The organism is Variovorax sp. efr-133-TYG-130, from assembly GCF_030208835.1.
In the GTDB taxonomy this organism is placed as follows: Bacteria; Pseudomonadota; Gammaproteobacteria; order Burkholderiales; family Burkholderiaceae_C; genus Variovorax.
In genome coordinates this window covers 79,404-96,323 of sequence record NZ_JARVTD010000037.1, presented here as the reverse complement: position 1 = coordinate 96,323, position 16,920 = coordinate 79,404, and the positions used below count along the sequence as shown (strand labels likewise).

At 68.5% G+C, this 16,920-nt stretch carries 12 protein-coding genes; 5 read left to right on the top strand and 7 right to left on the bottom strand.

Going from position 1 to position 16,920, the window contains the following annotated elements; genetic code table 11:
- Window positions 1–22: 22 nt before the first annotated feature.
- The 4 genes from QRN67_RS28880 to QRN67_RS28865 all read right to left on the bottom strand — a co-directional run bounded on the left by QRN67_RS28880 (window position 23) and on the right by QRN67_RS28865 (window position 7,009).
- Window positions 23–2,215: a histidine phosphatase family protein gene (locus QRN67_RS28880; RefSeq protein WP_285414654.1), complete on the bottom strand. Its 2,193-nt coding sequence runs from the start codon at window positions 2,213–2,215 to the stop codon at window positions 23–25.
- Window positions 2,216–2,299: 84 nt separating this feature from the next.
- Window positions 2,300–3,232 carry a dimethyl sulfoxide reductase anchor subunit family protein gene (locus QRN67_RS28875; protein WP_285414653.1) on the bottom strand — a complete coding sequence of 311 codons (933 nt, stop codon included), beginning with the start codon at window positions 3,230–3,232 and terminating at the stop codon, window positions 2,300–2,302.
- Window positions 3,233–3,236: 4 nt separating this feature from the next.
- Window positions 3,237–4,067, bottom strand: coding sequence for a 4Fe-4S dicluster domain-containing protein (locus QRN67_RS28870; RefSeq protein WP_350226960.1), 831 nt, complete (start codon window positions 4,065–4,067; stop codon window positions 3,237–3,239).
- Window positions 4,064–7,009, bottom strand: a complete 2,946-nt coding sequence (locus QRN67_RS28865) for a molybdopterin oxidoreductase family protein (RefSeq protein WP_285414651.1) — start codon at window positions 7,007–7,009, stop codon at window positions 4,064–4,066. The genes QRN67_RS28870 and QRN67_RS28865 overlap by 4 nt, the downstream gene beginning before the upstream one ends.
- An 82-nt stretch (window positions 7,010–7,091) precedes the next feature.
- Between QRN67_RS28865 and QRN67_RS28860 the strand changes: the two genes are divergently transcribed.
- Window positions 7,092–8,033 carry a LysR family transcriptional regulator gene (locus QRN67_RS28860; protein WP_285414650.1) on the top strand — a complete coding sequence of 314 codons (942 nt, stop codon included), beginning with the start codon at window positions 7,092–7,094 and terminating at the stop codon, window positions 8,031–8,033.
- A gap of 15 nt (window positions 8,034–8,048) precedes the next feature.
- Here the strand turns inward: QRN67_RS28860 and QRN67_RS28855 are convergent, their stop codons facing one another.
- Together QRN67_RS28855 and xsc are read right to left on the bottom strand one after the other, a co-directional pair.
- Entirely contained in the window at window positions 8,049–9,251 is a 1,203-nt protein-coding gene (locus tag QRN67_RS28855; RefSeq protein WP_285414649.1) for an acetate/propionate family kinase, read from the bottom strand.
- Between the two features lie 7 nt (window positions 9,252–9,258).
- Complete coding sequence (gene xsc / locus QRN67_RS28850; protein WP_285414648.1) at window positions 9,259–11,082, bottom strand: sulfoacetaldehyde acetyltransferase; 1,824 nt, start codon at window positions 11,080–11,082, stop codon at window positions 9,259–9,261.
- A 161-nt stretch (window positions 11,083–11,243) separates the two neighbouring features.
- Here xsc and QRN67_RS28845 point away from each other — a divergent pair, with 161 nt between their 5' ends.
- Genes QRN67_RS28845 through QRN67_RS28830 form a run of 4 tightly spaced genes read left to right on the top strand, consistent with a single transcriptional unit; the run spans window position 11,244 to window position 15,647 of the window.
- Entirely contained in the window at window positions 11,244–12,077 is an 834-nt protein-coding gene (locus QRN67_RS28845) for an IclR family transcriptional regulator (protein ID WP_285414647.1), read from the top strand.
- A 26-nt stretch (window positions 12,078–12,103) separates the two neighbouring features.
- Window positions 12,104–13,087: an AAA family ATPase gene (locus QRN67_RS28840; RefSeq protein WP_285414646.1), complete on the top strand. Its 984-nt coding sequence runs from the start codon at window positions 12,104–12,106 to the stop codon at window positions 13,085–13,087.
- Complete coding sequence (locus tag QRN67_RS28835) at window positions 13,084–14,820, top strand: cobaltochelatase CobT-related protein (RefSeq protein ID WP_285414645.1); 1,737 nt, start codon at window positions 13,084–13,086, stop codon at window positions 14,818–14,820. Before QRN67_RS28840 ends, QRN67_RS28835 begins: the two co-directional genes overlap by 4 nt.
- A gap of 35 nt (window positions 14,821–14,855) precedes the next feature.
- Window positions 14,856–15,647, top strand: a complete 792-nt coding sequence (locus tag QRN67_RS28830) for a sulfite exporter TauE/SafE family protein (RefSeq protein WP_285414644.1) — start codon at window positions 14,856–14,858, stop codon at window positions 15,645–15,647.
- A 10-nt stretch (window positions 15,648–15,657) separates the two neighbouring features.
- Here the strand turns inward: QRN67_RS28830 and QRN67_RS28825 are convergent, their stop codons facing one another.
- Window positions 15,658–16,884: a DUF2252 domain-containing protein gene (locus tag QRN67_RS28825; RefSeq protein WP_285414643.1), complete on the bottom strand. Its 1,227-nt coding sequence runs from the start codon at window positions 16,882–16,884 to the stop codon at window positions 15,658–15,660.
- Window positions 16,885–16,920 lie beyond the last annotated feature (36 nt).

Sequence of the window (16,920 nt, the reverse complement as noted above, 5' to 3'; positions counted from 1 at the left end):
GCCGCGGCAACACGAAGCAGGCCTACTGCGCCACCGCGTGGCCGTAGCAGGCCTTCAGGGCCGTGTAGTCGTAGTAGTGGGCGGTGCCCGCCTTCTTCGCGCCGTCGCAGGCGGCCTTGAAGTCGGTTTCCTTCTCGTTGTAGAGCATCTTCACCAGCAGCTTGCCGCTGGCGTCGGCATACACGTCCCACTGCATGTTGGCAGCCATCGGCGACACGTACTCGCCGCGCCATGCATTGCTGCCGTAGCTGAAGTTGGCGGCCTTGGGCACGCTCTGGTCCAAGCCCTTCAGGCCCATGCGCACGGCAAAGGGCATGAGGATCTCGGCGTGCGCGAAGCGCAGCTTGGCGGCGTGCGAGCGGTCGCCGCGCGCGATGGCGTCGACCTCGTTGAACATGTCGTCCACCAGGATCTGCGACATGCGCGAAGTGATGTCGCCCTTCTCGGTCATGCCGGGGCCCTTGTCGTAGAAGTCGGAGCCGTCGTTGAGCGCGGCGAAAAACTTCGCCTGCGCGGCGGGCATGTAGGCGGCGAAGTCGACGCCGGCCTCGCTGCGCATGGCCGGAGCGATCACGTAGAGCTCGTACAGCAGCGAACCGGCGTCGCCCAGGGACTTGATCGTGGTCTTGCCGTCACCGCTCAGGCTGGACGAGAACTTGCCGTCGTCGCTCGCGAAAGTGCGGGTGCCTGTATTCGCGAAGCTGTAGCTGCCGTCGGCGATCTTGTCGACGAAGCTCTTGGCGAACAGGCGCTCCAGCAGCACCCGGCCGGCCGCCGCGGCCTCGGGCGTGACCGTGAGGCCGCTCTGCTTGGCGGCCAGGTCGGCGTCGCCGGACTTGTAGGCCTGGTAGGCCTGGCTGTCCTGGTAGGTCGTGTAGAGCGGGTCAGCCGGCTTGGTCACCTGGTCGGTGGCCTTCACGAGCTTGTGGAAGTACAGCAGGAAGCGGTTGGTGCCGGCCGGCTGGCTCACCGCGGCGCCGGTGTCGGGGTAAGGCACCGGTGCCGCCGGGTAGGTGACGAGCGGCGCCAGCGCGGGCTGCGCCGCCTTGAGCGACTGCACGAAGAAGTTGCCGCTGTCGACCGCGCGGTCGACGCCGGAAGTGACGGTCACGATCTGCCGGGGCGCCGAGCCGGCGCTGTCGCCGACCTGCTTCCAGTAGGCCGGCAGCCGCTGCACCAGCCGCGCCGCCAACTGCGTGTGTTCGTTGATGCCGACCTGCGTCTCGTTGCCGTAGCCAGGCGTGCTGATGCCCGCCACGCCGTAGCCCAGCAGGAAGTTGGCCTTCATGATCTTCAGCACGTCGGGCCCGAGCTTCTGCCCGAGCGGCGTGAGCGCACCATCGTCCCGTGCCTTCTCCCACATGTTGTAGACGGCCAGGTCGTACTTGAGGCTGGACAGTCCGCGCGAGCCGTGGCGCGCGATCATCTCGGTGTAGACCGGCGCAAAGCCCGCGGGCGGCGCCTCGTAGGTGCTCACGTCCTGCTGCGGACGGTACGGGGCCTTGGTCTGGTAGTAGCGGTCGGTCAGGGCCGCGGCGGTCAGCACGGCCTTGACGTCGTCGCCGGCGGCGGCCGACGCAAGCGCATCGCGGATGCGCTGCAGCCCCTCGTCGGACGCGGCCTTGAGCGCGGCCTTGGCCACCGGATCGCCCTCGGTGTTGAAGTCGCCGAGCAGCTTGGCTGCCACCACGCCGACCGAGATGGCGACCTTGCTGCTGGCCGCCTTGAAGTCCAGGCCGCCGGCTTCCATTTCGGCGACCACGGCGGTCGACTGGTAGTCGACGACGCCCGGTGCCTCTTTCGGCGCGCGCAGCACGAGCCGCGAGGTCACGGGCTTCGAGGTGGAGGTGGCGGGATCGAGCTCGGTGGCATCGGTGCCGATCTCGGCCACGATGCCTGCGCTTGCGCCAGCCAGCGTGAAGCCGCCCTGCTTGTCGGTGCGCGTGGAGGGTTCGTCGGCATCGCAGCGGCCGTTGGCGTTGATGTCGAGGCAGACCTTCGCGTTGACGAAATAGCTTCCCACGACCACACCGCTCACGTTCGAAGAAGCCGCAGGTGCGGGCGCGGGCGTCGTGGCGGCCGGAGGCAGTGCGAAAAGAACGCCGCCGCCGCCGCCGCCTCCCCCGCCGCAAGAGGCCAGCAGCAGCGCAACAAGGCCGAGGGACGAAGACGGCAGGCCGGTCAAGGCACGGGGAAGGGGCAGGTTCGGCAACATGGAGGAAGGGCAGGAAACAAAAGTTTCGAATCCTTCCATCCGTGCATGACGCGCCGATGACCCGTGGCGCAAACCGCAACAAGCCTAGGAAACGACCTGGTAATAGAGGTTCTGCGGATGCCTGGCCTGCGCGAAGAAAAACCAGCGCTCGGCCAGCAGGCCCGGCGCCTGCACGGCGACCGCCAGCAGCCACGGCAGCACCGACGCGCTCGCGACGCCCCATGCCGCCAGCAACGCGGGCAGCACGAAGGCCAGCAGCAGAAAACCGAGCTTCATGTTCCCGAGCGCCGCGAGCGACACGCCATGGAAGAACTCCCGCGTGTTGAACGACCCGGCCGACATGCCCATGGACTTCTGCACCAGCTTCTGCGCGCGGATGCCCGTGGCCGACTGCAAGGTCGACTTGTGGCGCAGGCGCGCATTGCGCCGCAAGGCGCCGCCGCGCGCGGCCCAGGCGGCCAGCGTGGCGACGAGCGCCCATGGCCCGAACACCTGCACGAAGCGCGCCTCGCCGCTCGGGGCCGCCATCGCGCATGCCAGCACCAGCCCCGAAGACAGGCCGATCAACGTGAAGTTGAGCACCGTCAGCGGGTGCGCCCATTCCTCGATGAAGCGCAGGCAGGCGTAGATCATTGCGGTGCAGTACCAGAGCAGCATCGCACCGCACAGCACCAGCAGCGGCAACAGCCACGACCACGGCGCGCCCGCGCCCAGCCGCAGCGACAGCCACCACGACGCCACCAGCGCGATGAACACCGGCAGCACGATGACCTCGCGCGACATCCACGAAGTGCGCCACATCAACACCGCCCGCCATGCGCGCGTCTTGCGGCCCAGGTGCATGAACGATGCGGCAAGGCCCGCCACCAGCAGCACCTCGGCCACGCCCAGCGCAATGCCCAGGAAGCCCGGCGCCAGTTCCAGGCCGAACAGCACGGCCAGCGCCAGCGCGAACACCAGCCCCTGCGCGGCGCCGGCCAGCGTGGTGAAGAAAAGAATCGAGAACGCGGGATGCATGCGGCTACTCCTTCGCGTCCGCCGGCTGCGTGATGTGCCGGGGCAGGTACTGGTTGGCCGGGCCGGTCTCCCACTCGGGCATCAGCTGGTAGCCGCCGCGCTCGCGGATGGCCTTCGACACTTCGGAGTCCGGGTCCTTCACGTCGCCGAAGATGCGCGCGCCGGTCGGGCAGGCCTTCACGCAGGCCGGCTTGCGGTCTTCCTTGGGCAACTGCTCGTCGTAGATGCGGTCCACGCACAGCGTGCACTTGGTCATGACCTGGCGCTCCTCGTCGAGCTCGCGCGCGCCGTAGGGGCAGGCCCATGCGCAGTACTTGCAGCCGATGCACTTGTCGTAGTCGACCAGCACGATGCCGTCTTCCTTGCGCTTGTAGCTCGCGCCCGTGGGGCACACCGGAACGCACGGCGGGTCTTCGCAGTGCAGGCAGCTCTTGGGGAAATGGATGGTCTCGGTGACGGGAAAGGCGCCGGCCTCGTAGGTCTGCACGCGGTTGAAGAAGGTGCCGGTGGGGTTGGCGGCATAGGGGCGTTCATCGGCCAGCGGGCCTGCGCTGCCGGAGGTGTTCCATTGCTTGCAGGACGTGACGCAGGCGTGGCAGCCGACGCAGACGTTGAGGTCGATGACGAGGGCGAGTTGCTTGGCGAGGGTTTCGCCCTGCTCTGCGCGCTGGGTTGCATTGCTCCCTCCCCCTCTGGGGGAGGGTCGGGGTGGGGGCACGCCGGCCTTCGATGCAACAAGGCTTCCAGCTCCAACGCCGATGCCCCCACCCCCGCCCTCCCCCAGAGGGGGAGGGAGCGACACGGGGGACAGCAGATCCTTGAGCCACTGCATCATTTCTTCCCCCTCCCCGCAAAGTACGTCAGCACACTCGCCGCCTTCCCCAGCACCCCAGGCACCGCCGGCATGCTCGCAACCTGCGGATAGCTTTCTTCAGGCTCGCCGGGCTCCGCCGGCCGTATGCGCACCCGCACGTCGTACCACCCCGCCTGCCCGGTGATCGGATCCGAGTTGCTGATGGTCCCGCTCGCGGTGCCTGCGCAGGGCAGTTCCTCGCTGATCAGGTGGTTCAGCAGGAAGCCCTTGCGCGCCTCGTCGGCTCCCGGTGCCAGTTGCCATGCACCGTCGGCCTTGCCGATGGCGTTCCAGGTCCACACCGTGCCCGGCTCCACCGCCTCGCTGTAGCGCAGCATGCAGCGCACCTGGCCCCACCGGCTCTCGACCCAGCACCAGCCGCCGTCCGCAATGCCCGCCGCCTGCGCGGTCAGCGGATTCACGTGCAGGTAGTTATGGCTGTGGATCTGCCGCAGCCATGCGTTCTGCGAGTCCCACGAGTGGTACATCGCCATCGGCCGCTGCGTGAGCGCGTTGAGCGGATAGGCGGCCAGGTCGGTCGCCGCTTCTTCGAGCGGCGGATACCAGAACGGCAGCGGGTCGAAGTATTTGTCGATGCGCTCGCGCAATGCATCGGGCGGCTGCCGCCCCGGGCTCTTGCCCTGTGCCGCGAGCCTGAAGCTCTGCAGCGTGTCGGAATACAGCGCCAGCTGCACCGGGTCGTTGCGCTGGCGCCAGCCCTTGTCCTTGGCAAAGTCCAGGTACTCGCGGTTCCAGTTGCGCATGTAGTGCATGGTCTCGGGCATGTGGTACTGGAACACGCAGTTGTTCTGCGCATAGGCCTCCCACTGCTTGGGGTTGGGCGCGCCGCGCAGGTGCTCGGTGCCGTCCTTGCCGCGCCAGCCCATGAGAAAGCCGATGCCCGGCTGCGGCTCGAAGTTGACGACGAAGTCCGGGTAGCCCGTGTACTTGCGCCCGCCCTCCGGCGTGGTGAAGGCCGGAAACTTCAGCCGCGAAGCCAGCTCGATCAGCACCTCCTGGAACGGCCTGCACTCGCCCGTCGGCGGCACCACCGGCACGCGCACCGAATCGACCGGCCCGTCGAACTCCGAGATCGGCCGGTCGAGCATGCCCATCACGTCGTGCCGCTCGAGGTACGTGGTGTCGGGCAGCACCAGGTCTGCGAAGGCCACGGTCTCGCTCTGGAAGGCGTCGCACACCACCAGGAACGGGATCATGTGCTCGCCCTTCTCGTCCTTGCGGTTGAGCATCTCGCGCACGGCCATGGTGTTCATGCTCGAATTCCAGGCCATGTTGGCCATGAAGATCAGCAGCGTGTCGATGCGGTAGGGGTCGCCCTTGGCCGCGTTGGTGATCACGTTGTGCATGAGCCCGTGCGCCGACAGCGGGTGCTCCCACGAGAAGGCATGGTCGATGCGTATCGGCGAGCCGTCGGGGTTGATGGCCAGCTCGTCCGGGCCGGCCGGAAAGCCCAGCGGAGCCGCATTGAGCGGCGTGTTCGGCTGGATCATGCCGGGGTCGTTGAAGGCCCGGTAGTTGGGCACGATGTGGCGCGGATACGGCGCCTTGTGCCGGAAGCCGCCGGGTGCGTCGATGGTGCCGAGCACGCTCATCAGCACCGCCAGCGCGCGCACCGTCTGGAAGCCGTTGGAGTGCGCCGCCAGCCCGCGCATCGCATGGAAGGCCACCGGCCGCGCCTGCGTGGTCGGGTGCTTCTTGCCCCAGGCGTCGGTCCACGGAATCGGCAGCTCGAAGGCCTGCTTGAGCGCGGTCTCGCCCATTTCTCGCGCCAGCTTGCGGATGCGCGCCGCGTCGATGCCGGTGATGGACTGCGCCCACTCGGGCGTGCAGGCGGCGACGCGATCGCGCAGCAACTGGAACGACGGCGCCACGCGCGTGCCGTCGGCCAGCGTGTAGTGACCTTCGAGCGCCGGGTCGCAGCCTTCCTCGATGCCTTCGGGGTAGGCGTTTTTCACGCTGCCGCTGGCCTTGTCCCACACCAGCTTGTTGTGCGGATTGCGTCCGTCGCCGGGCGGGCCGCGTTGCGGGTCGGGGTCGAAGGCGAACAGGCCCTGCCGCTCGCAGTCGTCGAGCACCACGAGCTGCGGCGCATTGGTGAAGCGCTTGAGGAAGGCATGGTCCACGAGTTCGCTTGCGATCAGCTCGTGCAGCAGCGCCATGAACAGCGCGCCGTCGGTTCCCGGCTTGATGGGAATCCACTCGTCGGCAATGGCCGAATAGCCCGTGCGCACCGGGTTGATCGAAATGAAGCGCCCGCCCGAGCGCTTGAACTTGCTGATCGCGATCTTCATCGGGTTGCTGTGATGGTCTTCGGCGGTGCCGATCATCACGAACAGCTTGGCGCGCTCCAGGTCGGGCCCGCCGAACTCCCAGAAGCTGCCGCCGATGGTGTAGATCATCCCCGCGGCCATGTTGACCGAGCAGAAGCCGCCGTGCGCCGCATAGTTGGGCGTGCCGAACTGGCGCGCGAACAGGCCGGTGAGCGCCTGCATCTGGTCGCGGCCGGTGAACAGCGCGAACTTCTTGGGGTCGGTGGCGCGGATCTTCGCGAGGCGCTCGGTCAGCAGGTCGTAGGCGCGCTCCCAGCTGATGGGCTCGAACTCGGCCGCTCCGCGCTCGCTGCCGGCCTTGCGCAACAGCGGCTGCGTGATGCGCGCGGGCGACACCTGCTTCATGATCCCCGACGAACCCTTGGCGCAGATCACGCCCTGGTTCAGCGGATGGTCCGGGTTGCCGTCGATGTAGCGCACCTCCGGGCCCTTCTCGCCCTCGCGCAGGTGCACGCGGATGCCGCAGCGGCAGGCGCACATGTAGCAGGTGGTGGTCTTGACCGTGGTGTCGGCCGTGGGAGTGGGCGCCGACAGCGGGTCGTGCACGGGCTCGCGGGACAGGAAACTGAACACTGTCGGTCCTTTGTTTTCAGGCGTGGCGCAGCCGATGTTAGGCACACCCGATCAATCGGAAAAGCGCAGAATATCTCTCACCATGACCGGAAAAACAGATCAACTTTCGGCGCAGCGCCTGCGCCTGAACCTGCGGCAGCTGGAGGTGTTCGTGGCCACCGCGCGCGGCGGCAGCACCCGTGCGGCGGCAGACCGCATCGCGCGTTCGCAGTCGGCCTCGAGCAGCGCGCTGGCCGACCTGGAAACCTCGGTCGGCGTGCTGCTGTTCGACCGCATCGGCCGCCGGCTGGTGCTCAACGAGAACGGCCGCGCCCTGCTGCCCAAGGCGCAGGCGCTGCTCGACCAGGCGGGCGAGGTGCAGGCCCTCTTCAGCGCCGAGCATGCGGCGCCGTTGCGCGTGGCGGCGAGCTTCACCATCGGCGAATACCTGCTGCCCGAGCGCATGTCGCAATGGACCGCGCTGCATCCGCAGAGCCAGGTGCGGCTGCACATCGCCAACACGCGCGACGTGATCGAGGCGGTGGCGGGCTTCGACGTCGACGTGGGTTTCATCGAAGGCCCGCAGACCCACCCCGACCTGGTGGTGCGCGCATGGCGCAGCGACGAACTGGTGATCGTGGCCGCGCCGGGCCATGCACTGGCCGGCCGCGTGGCCACGCACAAGCAACTGTCGCAGGCCACCTGGGTGCTGCGCGAGCACGGCTCGGGCACGCGGCAGGTCACCGATGCCTGGCTGATCCAGAACCTGGAGCAGGTGAACGTGGGCTTCGAACTCGGCAGCACCGAGGCCATCAAGCGCGTGGTGGCCACGGGCACCGGGCTGGCCTGCCTGTCGCGCTACACCGTGGCGCAGGCGCTGGAAGACGGGCACCTGGTCGAACTGCGCACGCGGCTGCCGGCCGGCGTGCGCAAGCTGGCGACGGTGATGCACCGCGACAAGCTGCTGGGCGGCGCAACCGCCGACTTCCTGCGCCACTGCGGCGCAACGGTGCCGCGCATGGCCACCAGCGCCGCCGCGCGCTGAGCGCTCAGCCCGCGCTCAGCCCATGTGCAGCACGCGCGCGGTGTGGCGCGCGATCACCGCTTCTTCGTCGGTGCGCAGCACCCAGGCGCTCACAGGGCTGCCGGCCATGGTGAGCCGCGCAGCGCCGTCCCGGTTGGCGGCTGCATCCATCTGCACGCCCAGCCAGGCGCAGTCTTCGAGCATGCGTTGGCGCAGCGGCGCGTCGTTCTCGCCGATGCCTCCGGTGAACACGATGGCATCCACGCCGCGCAAGGCGCCCGCCAGCATGCCCATGTGCTGCACCACCTGCTCCACGAAATGCGCGATCGCCTCGGCAGCCGCCGGCTCTGCCGAAGCCTGCAGCGCACGCATGTCGCTCGACACGCCCGACAGCCCCAGCAAGCCCGATTCGCGGAACAGCAGCTTCTCGACCGCGTCGGCCGACATGCCGCGCGATCGCATCAGGTAGGGCACCACGGCCGCGTCGATGCGGCCGCAGCGCGTGCCCATGGTCAGGCCGTCCAGCGGAGAGAAGGTCATGGTCGTCGCGACCGAGCGGCCGTTGACCATGCCGCACATCGACGCGCCATTGCCCAGGTGCGCGACGATCACGCGCCGCTGCGCCAGCTCGGGCGCGATGCCCGCGAACTGCGCAACGATCGATTCATACGAGAGGCCGTGGAAGCCGTAGCGCCGCACGCCAGCGTCGTGCAACTCGCGCGGCAACGCAAAGCGCCGGTTGACCTCCGGCTCCACCGCATGGAAGGCCGTGTCGAAGCACGCCACCTGCGGCACGCCCTCGAAGGCGGCCATGGCCGCGCGCACGCCCGCCAGGTTGTGCGGCTGGTGCAGTGGCGCCAAAGGCTCCAGCTTGGCGAGTGCATCGAGCAATGCCGCGTCGACGCGCACCGGCGCCACGAAGTCCGTGCCGCCATGCACGATGCGGTGCCCCACCGCCGCGATGCGCCCGCCCTCGCCTTGCTGCGCATGCCATTCGAGCAGCGCGGCCAGCGCGCCCTGGTGCGAGGCGCGTGCGCCATCGAGCGGCTCGTCGAGCAGCGTCTTGCCCTGTGCATCGCGAATGCGCAGCCGCGCCTGCAGGCCCGCGCCCAGACCGTCCGCCTGGCCCGACCAGCGCGCCGACGGCAACGCATCGCCGCCGCCCGGATGTGCCGCACCGAACAATGCGACCTTGATGGACGAGGAGCCCGCGTTGAGCGTCAGCAGCGAATCGGTCATGGGTTCTTCAGACGTAGTCCTTGTACTTGTCGAGGAATCGTACCGGCTTGGACAGCGCGTCGCGGCGGAAGGGGTCGCCCAGCTCGCGGGTGCACATGATCTCGATGACGCAGGTCTTGCCTTCGTTCATCTGCATGTCGATGGCCTTCTTCAGCGCCGGGCCCACGTCTTCGAGCTTGTCGACCACGATGCCTTCGGCGCCCATGGCCTTGGCGATGCCCGCGAAGCTCTCGCTTTCCAGTTCGCCGGCCACGAAGCGGCGGTTGTAGAAGTCGACCTGGTTCTTCTTCTCCGCGCCCCACTGGCGGTTGTGGAACACCACGGCCGTCACCGGAATGTCGTGGCGCACGGCCGTCATGATTTCCACCATGCTCATGCCCCAGGCGCCGTCGCCGGCATAGGCCACGGCCGGGCGGTCGGGTGCGGCGCACTTGGCGCCGATCATGGTGGGCAGCGAGTAGCCGCAGTTGCCGAAGCTCATCGGCGCGAAGAAGCTGCGCGGCTCCTCGAAGCGCAGGTAGCTGTTGGCAATGGCGTTGATGTTGCCGATGTCGGTGGAGACCATCACGCGCGGCGGCATGGCCTTCTCAAGCTCGCGCAGCACCTGGCGCGGGTGCAGGTAGCTGCCGCCGGTGGGCGTCTTCTCGCCCTTGGCTTCCTCGATGGCGTCGAGGCTGAACTGGTCGCGCTCGTGGGTCCACTCGTCGAGTTCCTTTTCCCACGCGGCCTTTTCGGCCTTGATCTTTTCGGCGCGCTCGGCCTTGGTGGCGTCGCAGGCCAGCGTCTTGCCCTGCAGGCGCTTGAGCAGTTCCTTGGCCGTGGCCTTGGCGTCGCCGTGGATGCCGACGGTGATCTTCTTCACCAGGCCCAGGTTGGTGTGGTCGGCCTCGACCTGGATGATCTTCGCGTCTTTCGGCCAGTAGTCCATGCCGTGCTGCGGCAGCGTGCCGAAGGGGCCCATGCGCGAGCCCAGAGCCAGCACCACGTCGGCCTGCGCGATGAGCTTCATCGCCGCCTTGGAGCCCTGGTAGCCCAGCGGGCCGGCCCACAGCGGATGGCTCGCGGGGAAGGAGTCGTTGCGCAGGTAGCCGTTGGCCACCGGCGCGCCCAGGCGCTCCGCCAGGGCCTTGCACTCTTCCACCGCATCGCCCATGACCACGCCGCCGCCCGAGAGGATCACAGGGAACCTGGCCGAGGCCAGCAGCTCGACCGCCGCGTTCAGGCTGTTCTCTCCGCCCGCGCCGCGCTCCACGCGCATCGGCTTCGGGATCTCGCACTGGATCTCGCCATAGAAGTAGTCGCGCGGAATGTTGAGCTGCGTCGGGCCCATCTCGGAGATGGCGCGGTCGAAGCAGCGCGCGGTGTACTCGGCCATGCGCTTGGGGTTGTTGACGTGGCCCTGGTACTTGGTGAACTCCTGGAACATCGGCAGCTGGTTGGCTTCCTGAAAGCCGCCGAGGCCCATGCCCATGGTGCCGGTCTCGGGCGTGATCATCACCACCGGGCTGTGCGCCCAGTAGGCCGCGGCAATGGCCGTCACGCAGTTGCTGATGCCGGGGCCGTTCTGGCCGATGACCAGGCCGTGGCGGCCCGACACGCGCGCATAGCCGTCGGCCATGTGGGCGCCGCCCTGCTCGTGCACCACCGGGATCAGCCGGATGCCGGCGGGCGCGAAGATGTCCATCGCGTCCATGAAGGCCGAGCCCATGATGCCGAAGATGTCGGTCACGCCGTTGGCGACCATGGTCTCGACGAATGCCTCGGAGGGCGTCATCTTCTGCACGCCCTTGACGGCTTCGCGGGTGGGGGCTGCGGCTGGCTTCTGGCTCATGGAAGGCGTCTCCTGAAAGGATGATGGGCGTTGGCTTGCACCCAAAAAGTCGGAACGACTTGTTCCGGAATTCATTCCGGCGGAATATAGGACGGCATCGGCACCGCGTCAAACAATTTACAAAAATCGGTACGCCTTGTCTCTTTTTTTGTAAAACATCTATGATCCGGCCCATGAAGATCGTCAAAGGGCTCCCCGTGGAAGCCGCCGAACCGGCGGGCGACACGCCCACCATGCGCCTGTTCGCGCTGCTCGAAGTCATGGCCGCGAAAGACCAGCGCTACTCGTTGCAGGGGCTGGTGGAAGAAACCGGCCTGCCCAAGCCCACGCTGCACCGCATGCTCCAGCAGCTCGAGGGCGCGGGGCTGCTGCAGCGCGAAGGCGACGGCCGGCACTACGGCATCGGCACGCGGCTGCGGCGGCTGGCCGAGAACCTGCTGCTCAACGACAGCCTGCACGGCGCGCGCCACACGGTGCTGCGCCAGCTGGTGGAAGAAATCGGCGAGAGCTGCAACCTCACGGCGCTGTCGGGCAGCGAGGTGGTGTACCTCGACCGCGTGGAAACCGCCGCGCCGCTGCGCTTCTACCTGCACTCGGGCTCGCGCGTGCCTGTGCACTGCTCGGCCAGCGGCAAGATCTTTCTCTCCCAGATGAGCCCGGCGCAACGCCGGCGGCTGCTGTCGAACGCGCCGCTGGAGCCGTACACGCCCAAGACACTGACCGACCCCGATGCGCTGGAAAAGGAAGTGCAGCGCATCCGCAAGGACGGCTACGCCATCGACCACGAAGAGTTCCTGCCCGGCCTCCTGTGCATCGCCACGCTGGTGCCTTCAGGCGACGACGCGCCCTCCAACCTCTGCATCGCGGTGCAGGCGCCGGTGATGCGACTCGATGCGGCCAAGGCGAAGACGCTGCTGCCAGCAATGCAGCGTGCAGCCAAGGCACTGAGCCGCATCGATGCCAGCGCGGCGTTCTCCGACCGCGCGCAGGCCTGACCCTTCTTCTTTCCAGAAAGCCCAACGTGACCGACACCGCCGACCTTCGCCCCGACCGGATGCTCAGCGTGCGCGAGGTGTTCGGCATCGACACCGATCTGCAGGTGCCCGCCTTCAGCGAACGTGACGATCACGTGCCCGAGGTCGATGCCGTCTACCGCTTCAACCCCGACGTGACGCTCGCCATCCTGGCCGGCTTCACGCGCGACCGGCGCGTGATGGTGCAGGGGCTGCACGGCACCGGCAAGTCGACGCACATCGAGCAGGTGGCGGCGCGCCTGAACTGGCCCTGCGTACGCCTGAACCTCGACGGCCACATCAGCCGGCTCGACCTCGTCGGCAAGGACGCGGTGGTGCTGCGCGAAGGCAAGCAGGTCACCGAGTTCCAGGAAGGCATCGTGCCCTGGGCGCTGCAGCGGCCGGTGGCGCTGATCTTCGACGAGTACGACGCGGGCCGGCCCGACGTGATGTTCGTCATCCAGCGCATCCTGGAGCGCGACGGCAAGTTCACGCTCATGGACCAGAACAAGGTGCTGCGGCCGCACCCCTTCTTCCGCCTGTTCGCCACCGCCAACACGGTGGGCCTGGGCAACCTCAACGGCCTGTACCACGGCGCGCAGCGGCTCAACCATGCGCAGATCGACCGCTGGAACATCGTGGCCTCGCTCAACTACCTGCCGGCCGAAGAAGAAATCGCCATCGTGCAGGCGCGCGTGCCTTCGCTGGCCGGCGAGGCGGGCACGAAGCTGGTCGCGTCGATGGTGGCCGTGGCCGACCTCACGCGCAAAGGGTTTGCGGCGGGCGACCTGTCGACGCTGATGTCGCCGCGCACCGTCATCACCTGGGCCGAGAACATCGAGATATTCAAGGACCCGGCGCTCGCATTCCGTCTCTCCTTCGTCAACAAGTGCGACGACGCCGAACGGCCGCTGGTGGCCGAGTACTTCCAGCGCTGCTTCGACCGCGAGCTGAAGGAGTCGCACCAGCTCTGCGCAGGTCCGCGCGAATGAGCCCCGAGCCCGCGAGCGCGATGCAGCGCCGCGTGCGGCAGGAGGAGCAGGTCGCGGAGCTCTGCGCGGGCGTGGTGCGCGCCTTCAGCGGCGAGCGCGACCTGCACTTTCGCGGACGGCGGCTGCACCGCGGCCGCATCGCGCTGCCGTGGTTCGCGCCGCACCTGCATCCCTCGCCCGACACCGACGACTTTGCTTCGTTCCGCGGCGTGGCCGACGGGCTCGCGCTGCGGCTCACCGTGTCGGATGCGGCGCTGCATGCAACACTGCAGCCACAGGAGCCGGTCGAACGCATGCTGTTCGAAATGCTGGAGCAGTTCCGCGCCGAGGCGCTGGCGCCCGACGCCATGGCCGGCATGCGCCGCAACCTGCGGCACCGGCATGAGCAATGGTCGCTGGCCTTCCATCACTCGGGGCTGACCGACACTGCGCGCGGCCTGCTGCTGTACGCCGTGGCGCAGATCTGCCGCGCCCGCGTGAGCGGCCAGCAGGTGGTGGAAGAAACAGAGGACATGCTCGAAGCCACGCGCTTCGCGCTTGCGCCGCTGATCGGCCATGCGCTGGCGGGCTTGCGCAGAGACCGCGACGACCAGGCCGCCTATGCGGTGCACGCCCTCGCCATCGCGCGCACCGTGGCCGCGATGCTGCACGAGGCCGGCGAGGAAGGCAGCGACACCGCGCGCGATCCGCATGTGGACGACAAGCGCAGCGTGTTCAGCCTCGTGGCCGACATGGACCAGGAGATCGTCGAGCGCTTCACCACCGCCGAGTCGGGCCGCAGCACGGTGCTCGACGACGCGGGCGGCGCCTACCGCGTCTTCACCACGGCCTACGACCGCGAGCACGACGCCGCCACGCTCGCGCGCAAGGAAGTGCTCGCGCAGCACCGGGAAAAGCTCGACCGCCGCATCGCCGCGCAGGGCGTGAACATCGCCCGCCTCGCGCGCGAATTGCGCGCCCTGCTGGCAGAGCCGGAGCGCGACGGCTGGGACGGCGGGCAGGAAGAAGGCCTCATCGACGGGCGCCGGCTCGCGCAGCTCGTCGCATCGCCCACCGAGCGCCGCCTGTTCCGCACCGAGCGCATGGAGCCGCTGGCCGACTGCATCGTCACTTTCCTCATCGACTGCTCGGGCTCGATGAAGGAGCATGCCGAATCGGTCGCGATGATGGTCGACGTGTTCGCACGCGCGCTCGAACAGGCCGGCGTGGCCAGCGAAGTGCTGGGCTTCACCACCGGCGCATGGAACGGCGGTCGCCCGCAGCGCGAATGGGTGCGTGCCGGCCGGCCGCCGCATCCCGGCCGCCTCAACGAGCGCAGCCACATCGTCTTCAAGGCCGCCGGCACACCGTGGCGTCGCGCGCGCCCCGCAATGGCGGCGCTGCTGAAGGCCGACCTGTTCCGCGAAGGCATCGACGGCGAAGCGGTCGACTGGGCCTGCACGCGGCTGCGCCAGCGCGGCGAGGCGCGCAAGCTGCTGCTCGTGATTTCCGACGGCTCGCCGATGGACAGCGCCACGCACCTGGCCAACGACGCGCACTACCTCGACCACCACCTGCGAGACGTGGTCGCGCGCCAGGAGCAGCGCGGCGACATCGCCCTTGCAGGCATCGGCGTGGGCCTCGATCTGAGCCCCTGCTACAGCCGCAGCCATGTGCTCGACCTGGCCGGCAGCAGCGGCAACACCATCTTTCGCGAGGTGATCGGGTTGATGGCCGGACGCCACCGCCGCTGACGCGTTACGGTCTCATGGACTCAATGTCGGCAATCGTGTCCGCGCTCCTGGTGCCACCACTGGCACCGGCCACGCTGGCCTACAGCCTGTGCGTGGTGTTCGCGGCCGGCATCGTGCGCGGCTTCGCGGGCTTCGGCTTCTCGGCCATCACGGTGGCGGGCATGTCGCTGGTGGTGTCGCCCGCGCTGGTGGTGCCCGCGATCTTCATGCTCGAGATACTGGCGAGCCTGAGCCAGCTGCGCGGCATCGCGCGCGACATCGACATGCCGTGGCTCAGTTGGCTGATGCTGGGCAACCTGATCTGCATTCCCGTCGGCGTGGCGCTGCTCGCGTGGCTGCCGGAGACGCCGCTGCGGCTGCTGATCGGCGCCCTGCTGATGTCGGCCGCCTTGCTGCTGCGCGCCGGCGCGCGCGCCACGCTGGTGCCGACACGCGGCGTGCGGCTGTCGGCGGGCCTGGCATCGGGCTTCATCAACGGCGTGGCCGCCATCGGCGGCATCGCCATCGCCGTGCTGCTGAGCACCGCGAAGATGGCGCCGGCCCGATTGCGCGCCACGCTGATCGCGCTGCTGCTGTTCAGCGACGTGGTGTCGCTTGTCTGCGCGGCGCTGATGCCGTCATCGGCGCATGCATCCGGCAACCTGCTGGGGCCGGACACGCTGAAGTGGGCGCTGTGGCTGGCACCGGCGATGCTTGCAGGCATCTGGTGGGGACAGCGCTCGTTCAAGGGCGTGTCGCCGGAGCAGTTCAGGAAGCATGTGCTGAATCTGCTGATCGGGTTGGCGGCGGTGAGTGTGGTGCGGTCGGTGGCGGGTTTGATCGGGTAAGTGGCTGGCGCTATTTGGACGGCCCCATCGCCCCCGCGTCAAAAGCCCCGCAGTAATCCTTCCAGTCTTTCACCACCTGCGCCGCGCACTGGTGCGCAGCCGCCATCAGGTCCTTGCGCCAGGACTTCGCCGAGCCGCCGAAGTCGATCAAGGCGTCGGCGGTGGCCGAGCCCTGGCGGCCTGAACTGCGCAGCTGCGCCCATGCCATGAGCTGCCCCATTTCGTCGGTGACGCCGCGGATCTGGTCGGGCGAGGTTCGCTTCACGTCAAGGCTCACGCGGTCTTCGCTGGGCTGCAGGCCGCGCAGCACGTAGGAGGCGGCAGCATCCGGCCCGGCGCCGGCGATGGGCTGCAGGAAGGCCATCGACACGGCCTGCATGCGGCGCTGCAGCCCCACCACGCGGTGCGCCTGCGAAGGCCAGGCGGGTTGCGCGAGCTTCAGGCGCGGCACCAGCGATGAAGGTAGCGCCTCCTTCAGGTCGAGCAGGTAGTTGCCGTCGGGCGAGCCCTTGCCCTCGACCAGCACGATGTAGCGCTCCACGCCCAGGCTGCCGGTGCCGGCGACGCGCCTCGCCACGTCGAGCACCTTGAAGAACCCGGGCTTGTCCTGCGTCGCGGCGTAGCCGTCGACCAGCTTCGTCGCGCGGTCGCGCTGCGCATCGGTGGCGGCGAGCGCACGCTTGTTGTCGATGCGAATGACGCGCCCGTGGCCCTTGCGGTCGGTGCGCTTGTCCAGGAAGGCCGGCCTGGTGCGCGCCTTGAGGGTGTCGAGCAGTTGCCCGATCAGGCCGCCGGCGTTGTCGCGGTCCACCCACCGCGCCTTGCCCGACTGCAGCGCACCGGCGTACGCGTCGAGCGCGGTGTTGCAAAGCGCATCGGCGTCGTCGGTGGTGGCGCAGAGGCCGTCTCCGGCCACGAGGATGCTCGACAGGAAACGCACAAGATCCCAGGTGACGGGCGCCAGCGCGGCTTCGTCGAAGTCGTTGAGGTCGAAGTACACGAGGCGGTTGTCGCCCTTGTAGCTGCCGAAGTTCTCCAGGTGCGCATCGCCGCAAACCCAGCCGGCGGGCGCCTTGCCGGCGAACAGCGCGTCCTGGGGCAGGCGCTCGTAGAACAGGTGGCAGGTGCCGCGCAGGAACACGAAGGGGTTGGTGCGCAGGTTGGCGTATTTCATCGCCAGGCGCTCGGGGTCGCGGCCGGCGTTGTAGTTGCGGATGGTATCGGCGACGTTCAGCATGCGTGTGTTCCCTTTGGCGTCATGGCGGATTCCGAA

Bases quoted from the DNA above. Each gene is read 5' to 3' on its own strand.
- QRN67_RS28880 (WP_285414654.1), bottom strand. From the start codon at position 2,215: ATGTTGCCGAACCTGCCCCTTCCCCGTGCCTTGACCGGCCTGCCGTCT.
- QRN67_RS28875 (WP_285414653.1), bottom strand. From the start codon at position 3,232: ATGCATCCCGCGTTCTCGATTCTTTTCTTCACCACGCTGGCCGGCGCC.
- QRN67_RS28870 (WP_350226960.1), bottom strand. From the start codon at position 4,067: ATGATGCAGTGGCTCAAGGATCTGCTGTCCCCCGTGTCGCTCCCTCCC.
- QRN67_RS28860 (WP_285414650.1), top strand. From the start codon at position 7,092: ATGACCGGAAAAACAGATCAACTTTCGGCGCAGCGCCTGCGCCTGAAC.
- QRN67_RS28855 (WP_285414649.1), bottom strand. From the start codon at position 9,251: ATGACCGATTCGCTGCTGACGCTCAACGCGGGCTCCTCGTCCATCAAG.
- xsc (WP_285414648.1), bottom strand. From the start codon at position 11,082: ATGAGCCAGAAGCCAGCCGCAGCCCCCACCCGCGAAGCCGTCAAGGGC.
- QRN67_RS28845 (WP_285414647.1), top strand. From the start codon at position 11,244: ATGATCCGGCCCATGAAGATCGTCAAAGGGCTCCCCGTGGAAGCCGCC.
- QRN67_RS28835 (WP_285414645.1), top strand. From the start codon at position 13,084: ATGAGCCCCGAGCCCGCGAGCGCGATGCAGCGCCGCGTGCGGCAGGAG.
- QRN67_RS28825 (WP_285414643.1), bottom strand. From the start codon at position 16,884: ATGCTGAACGTCGCCGATACCATCCGCAACTACAACGCCGGCCGCGAC.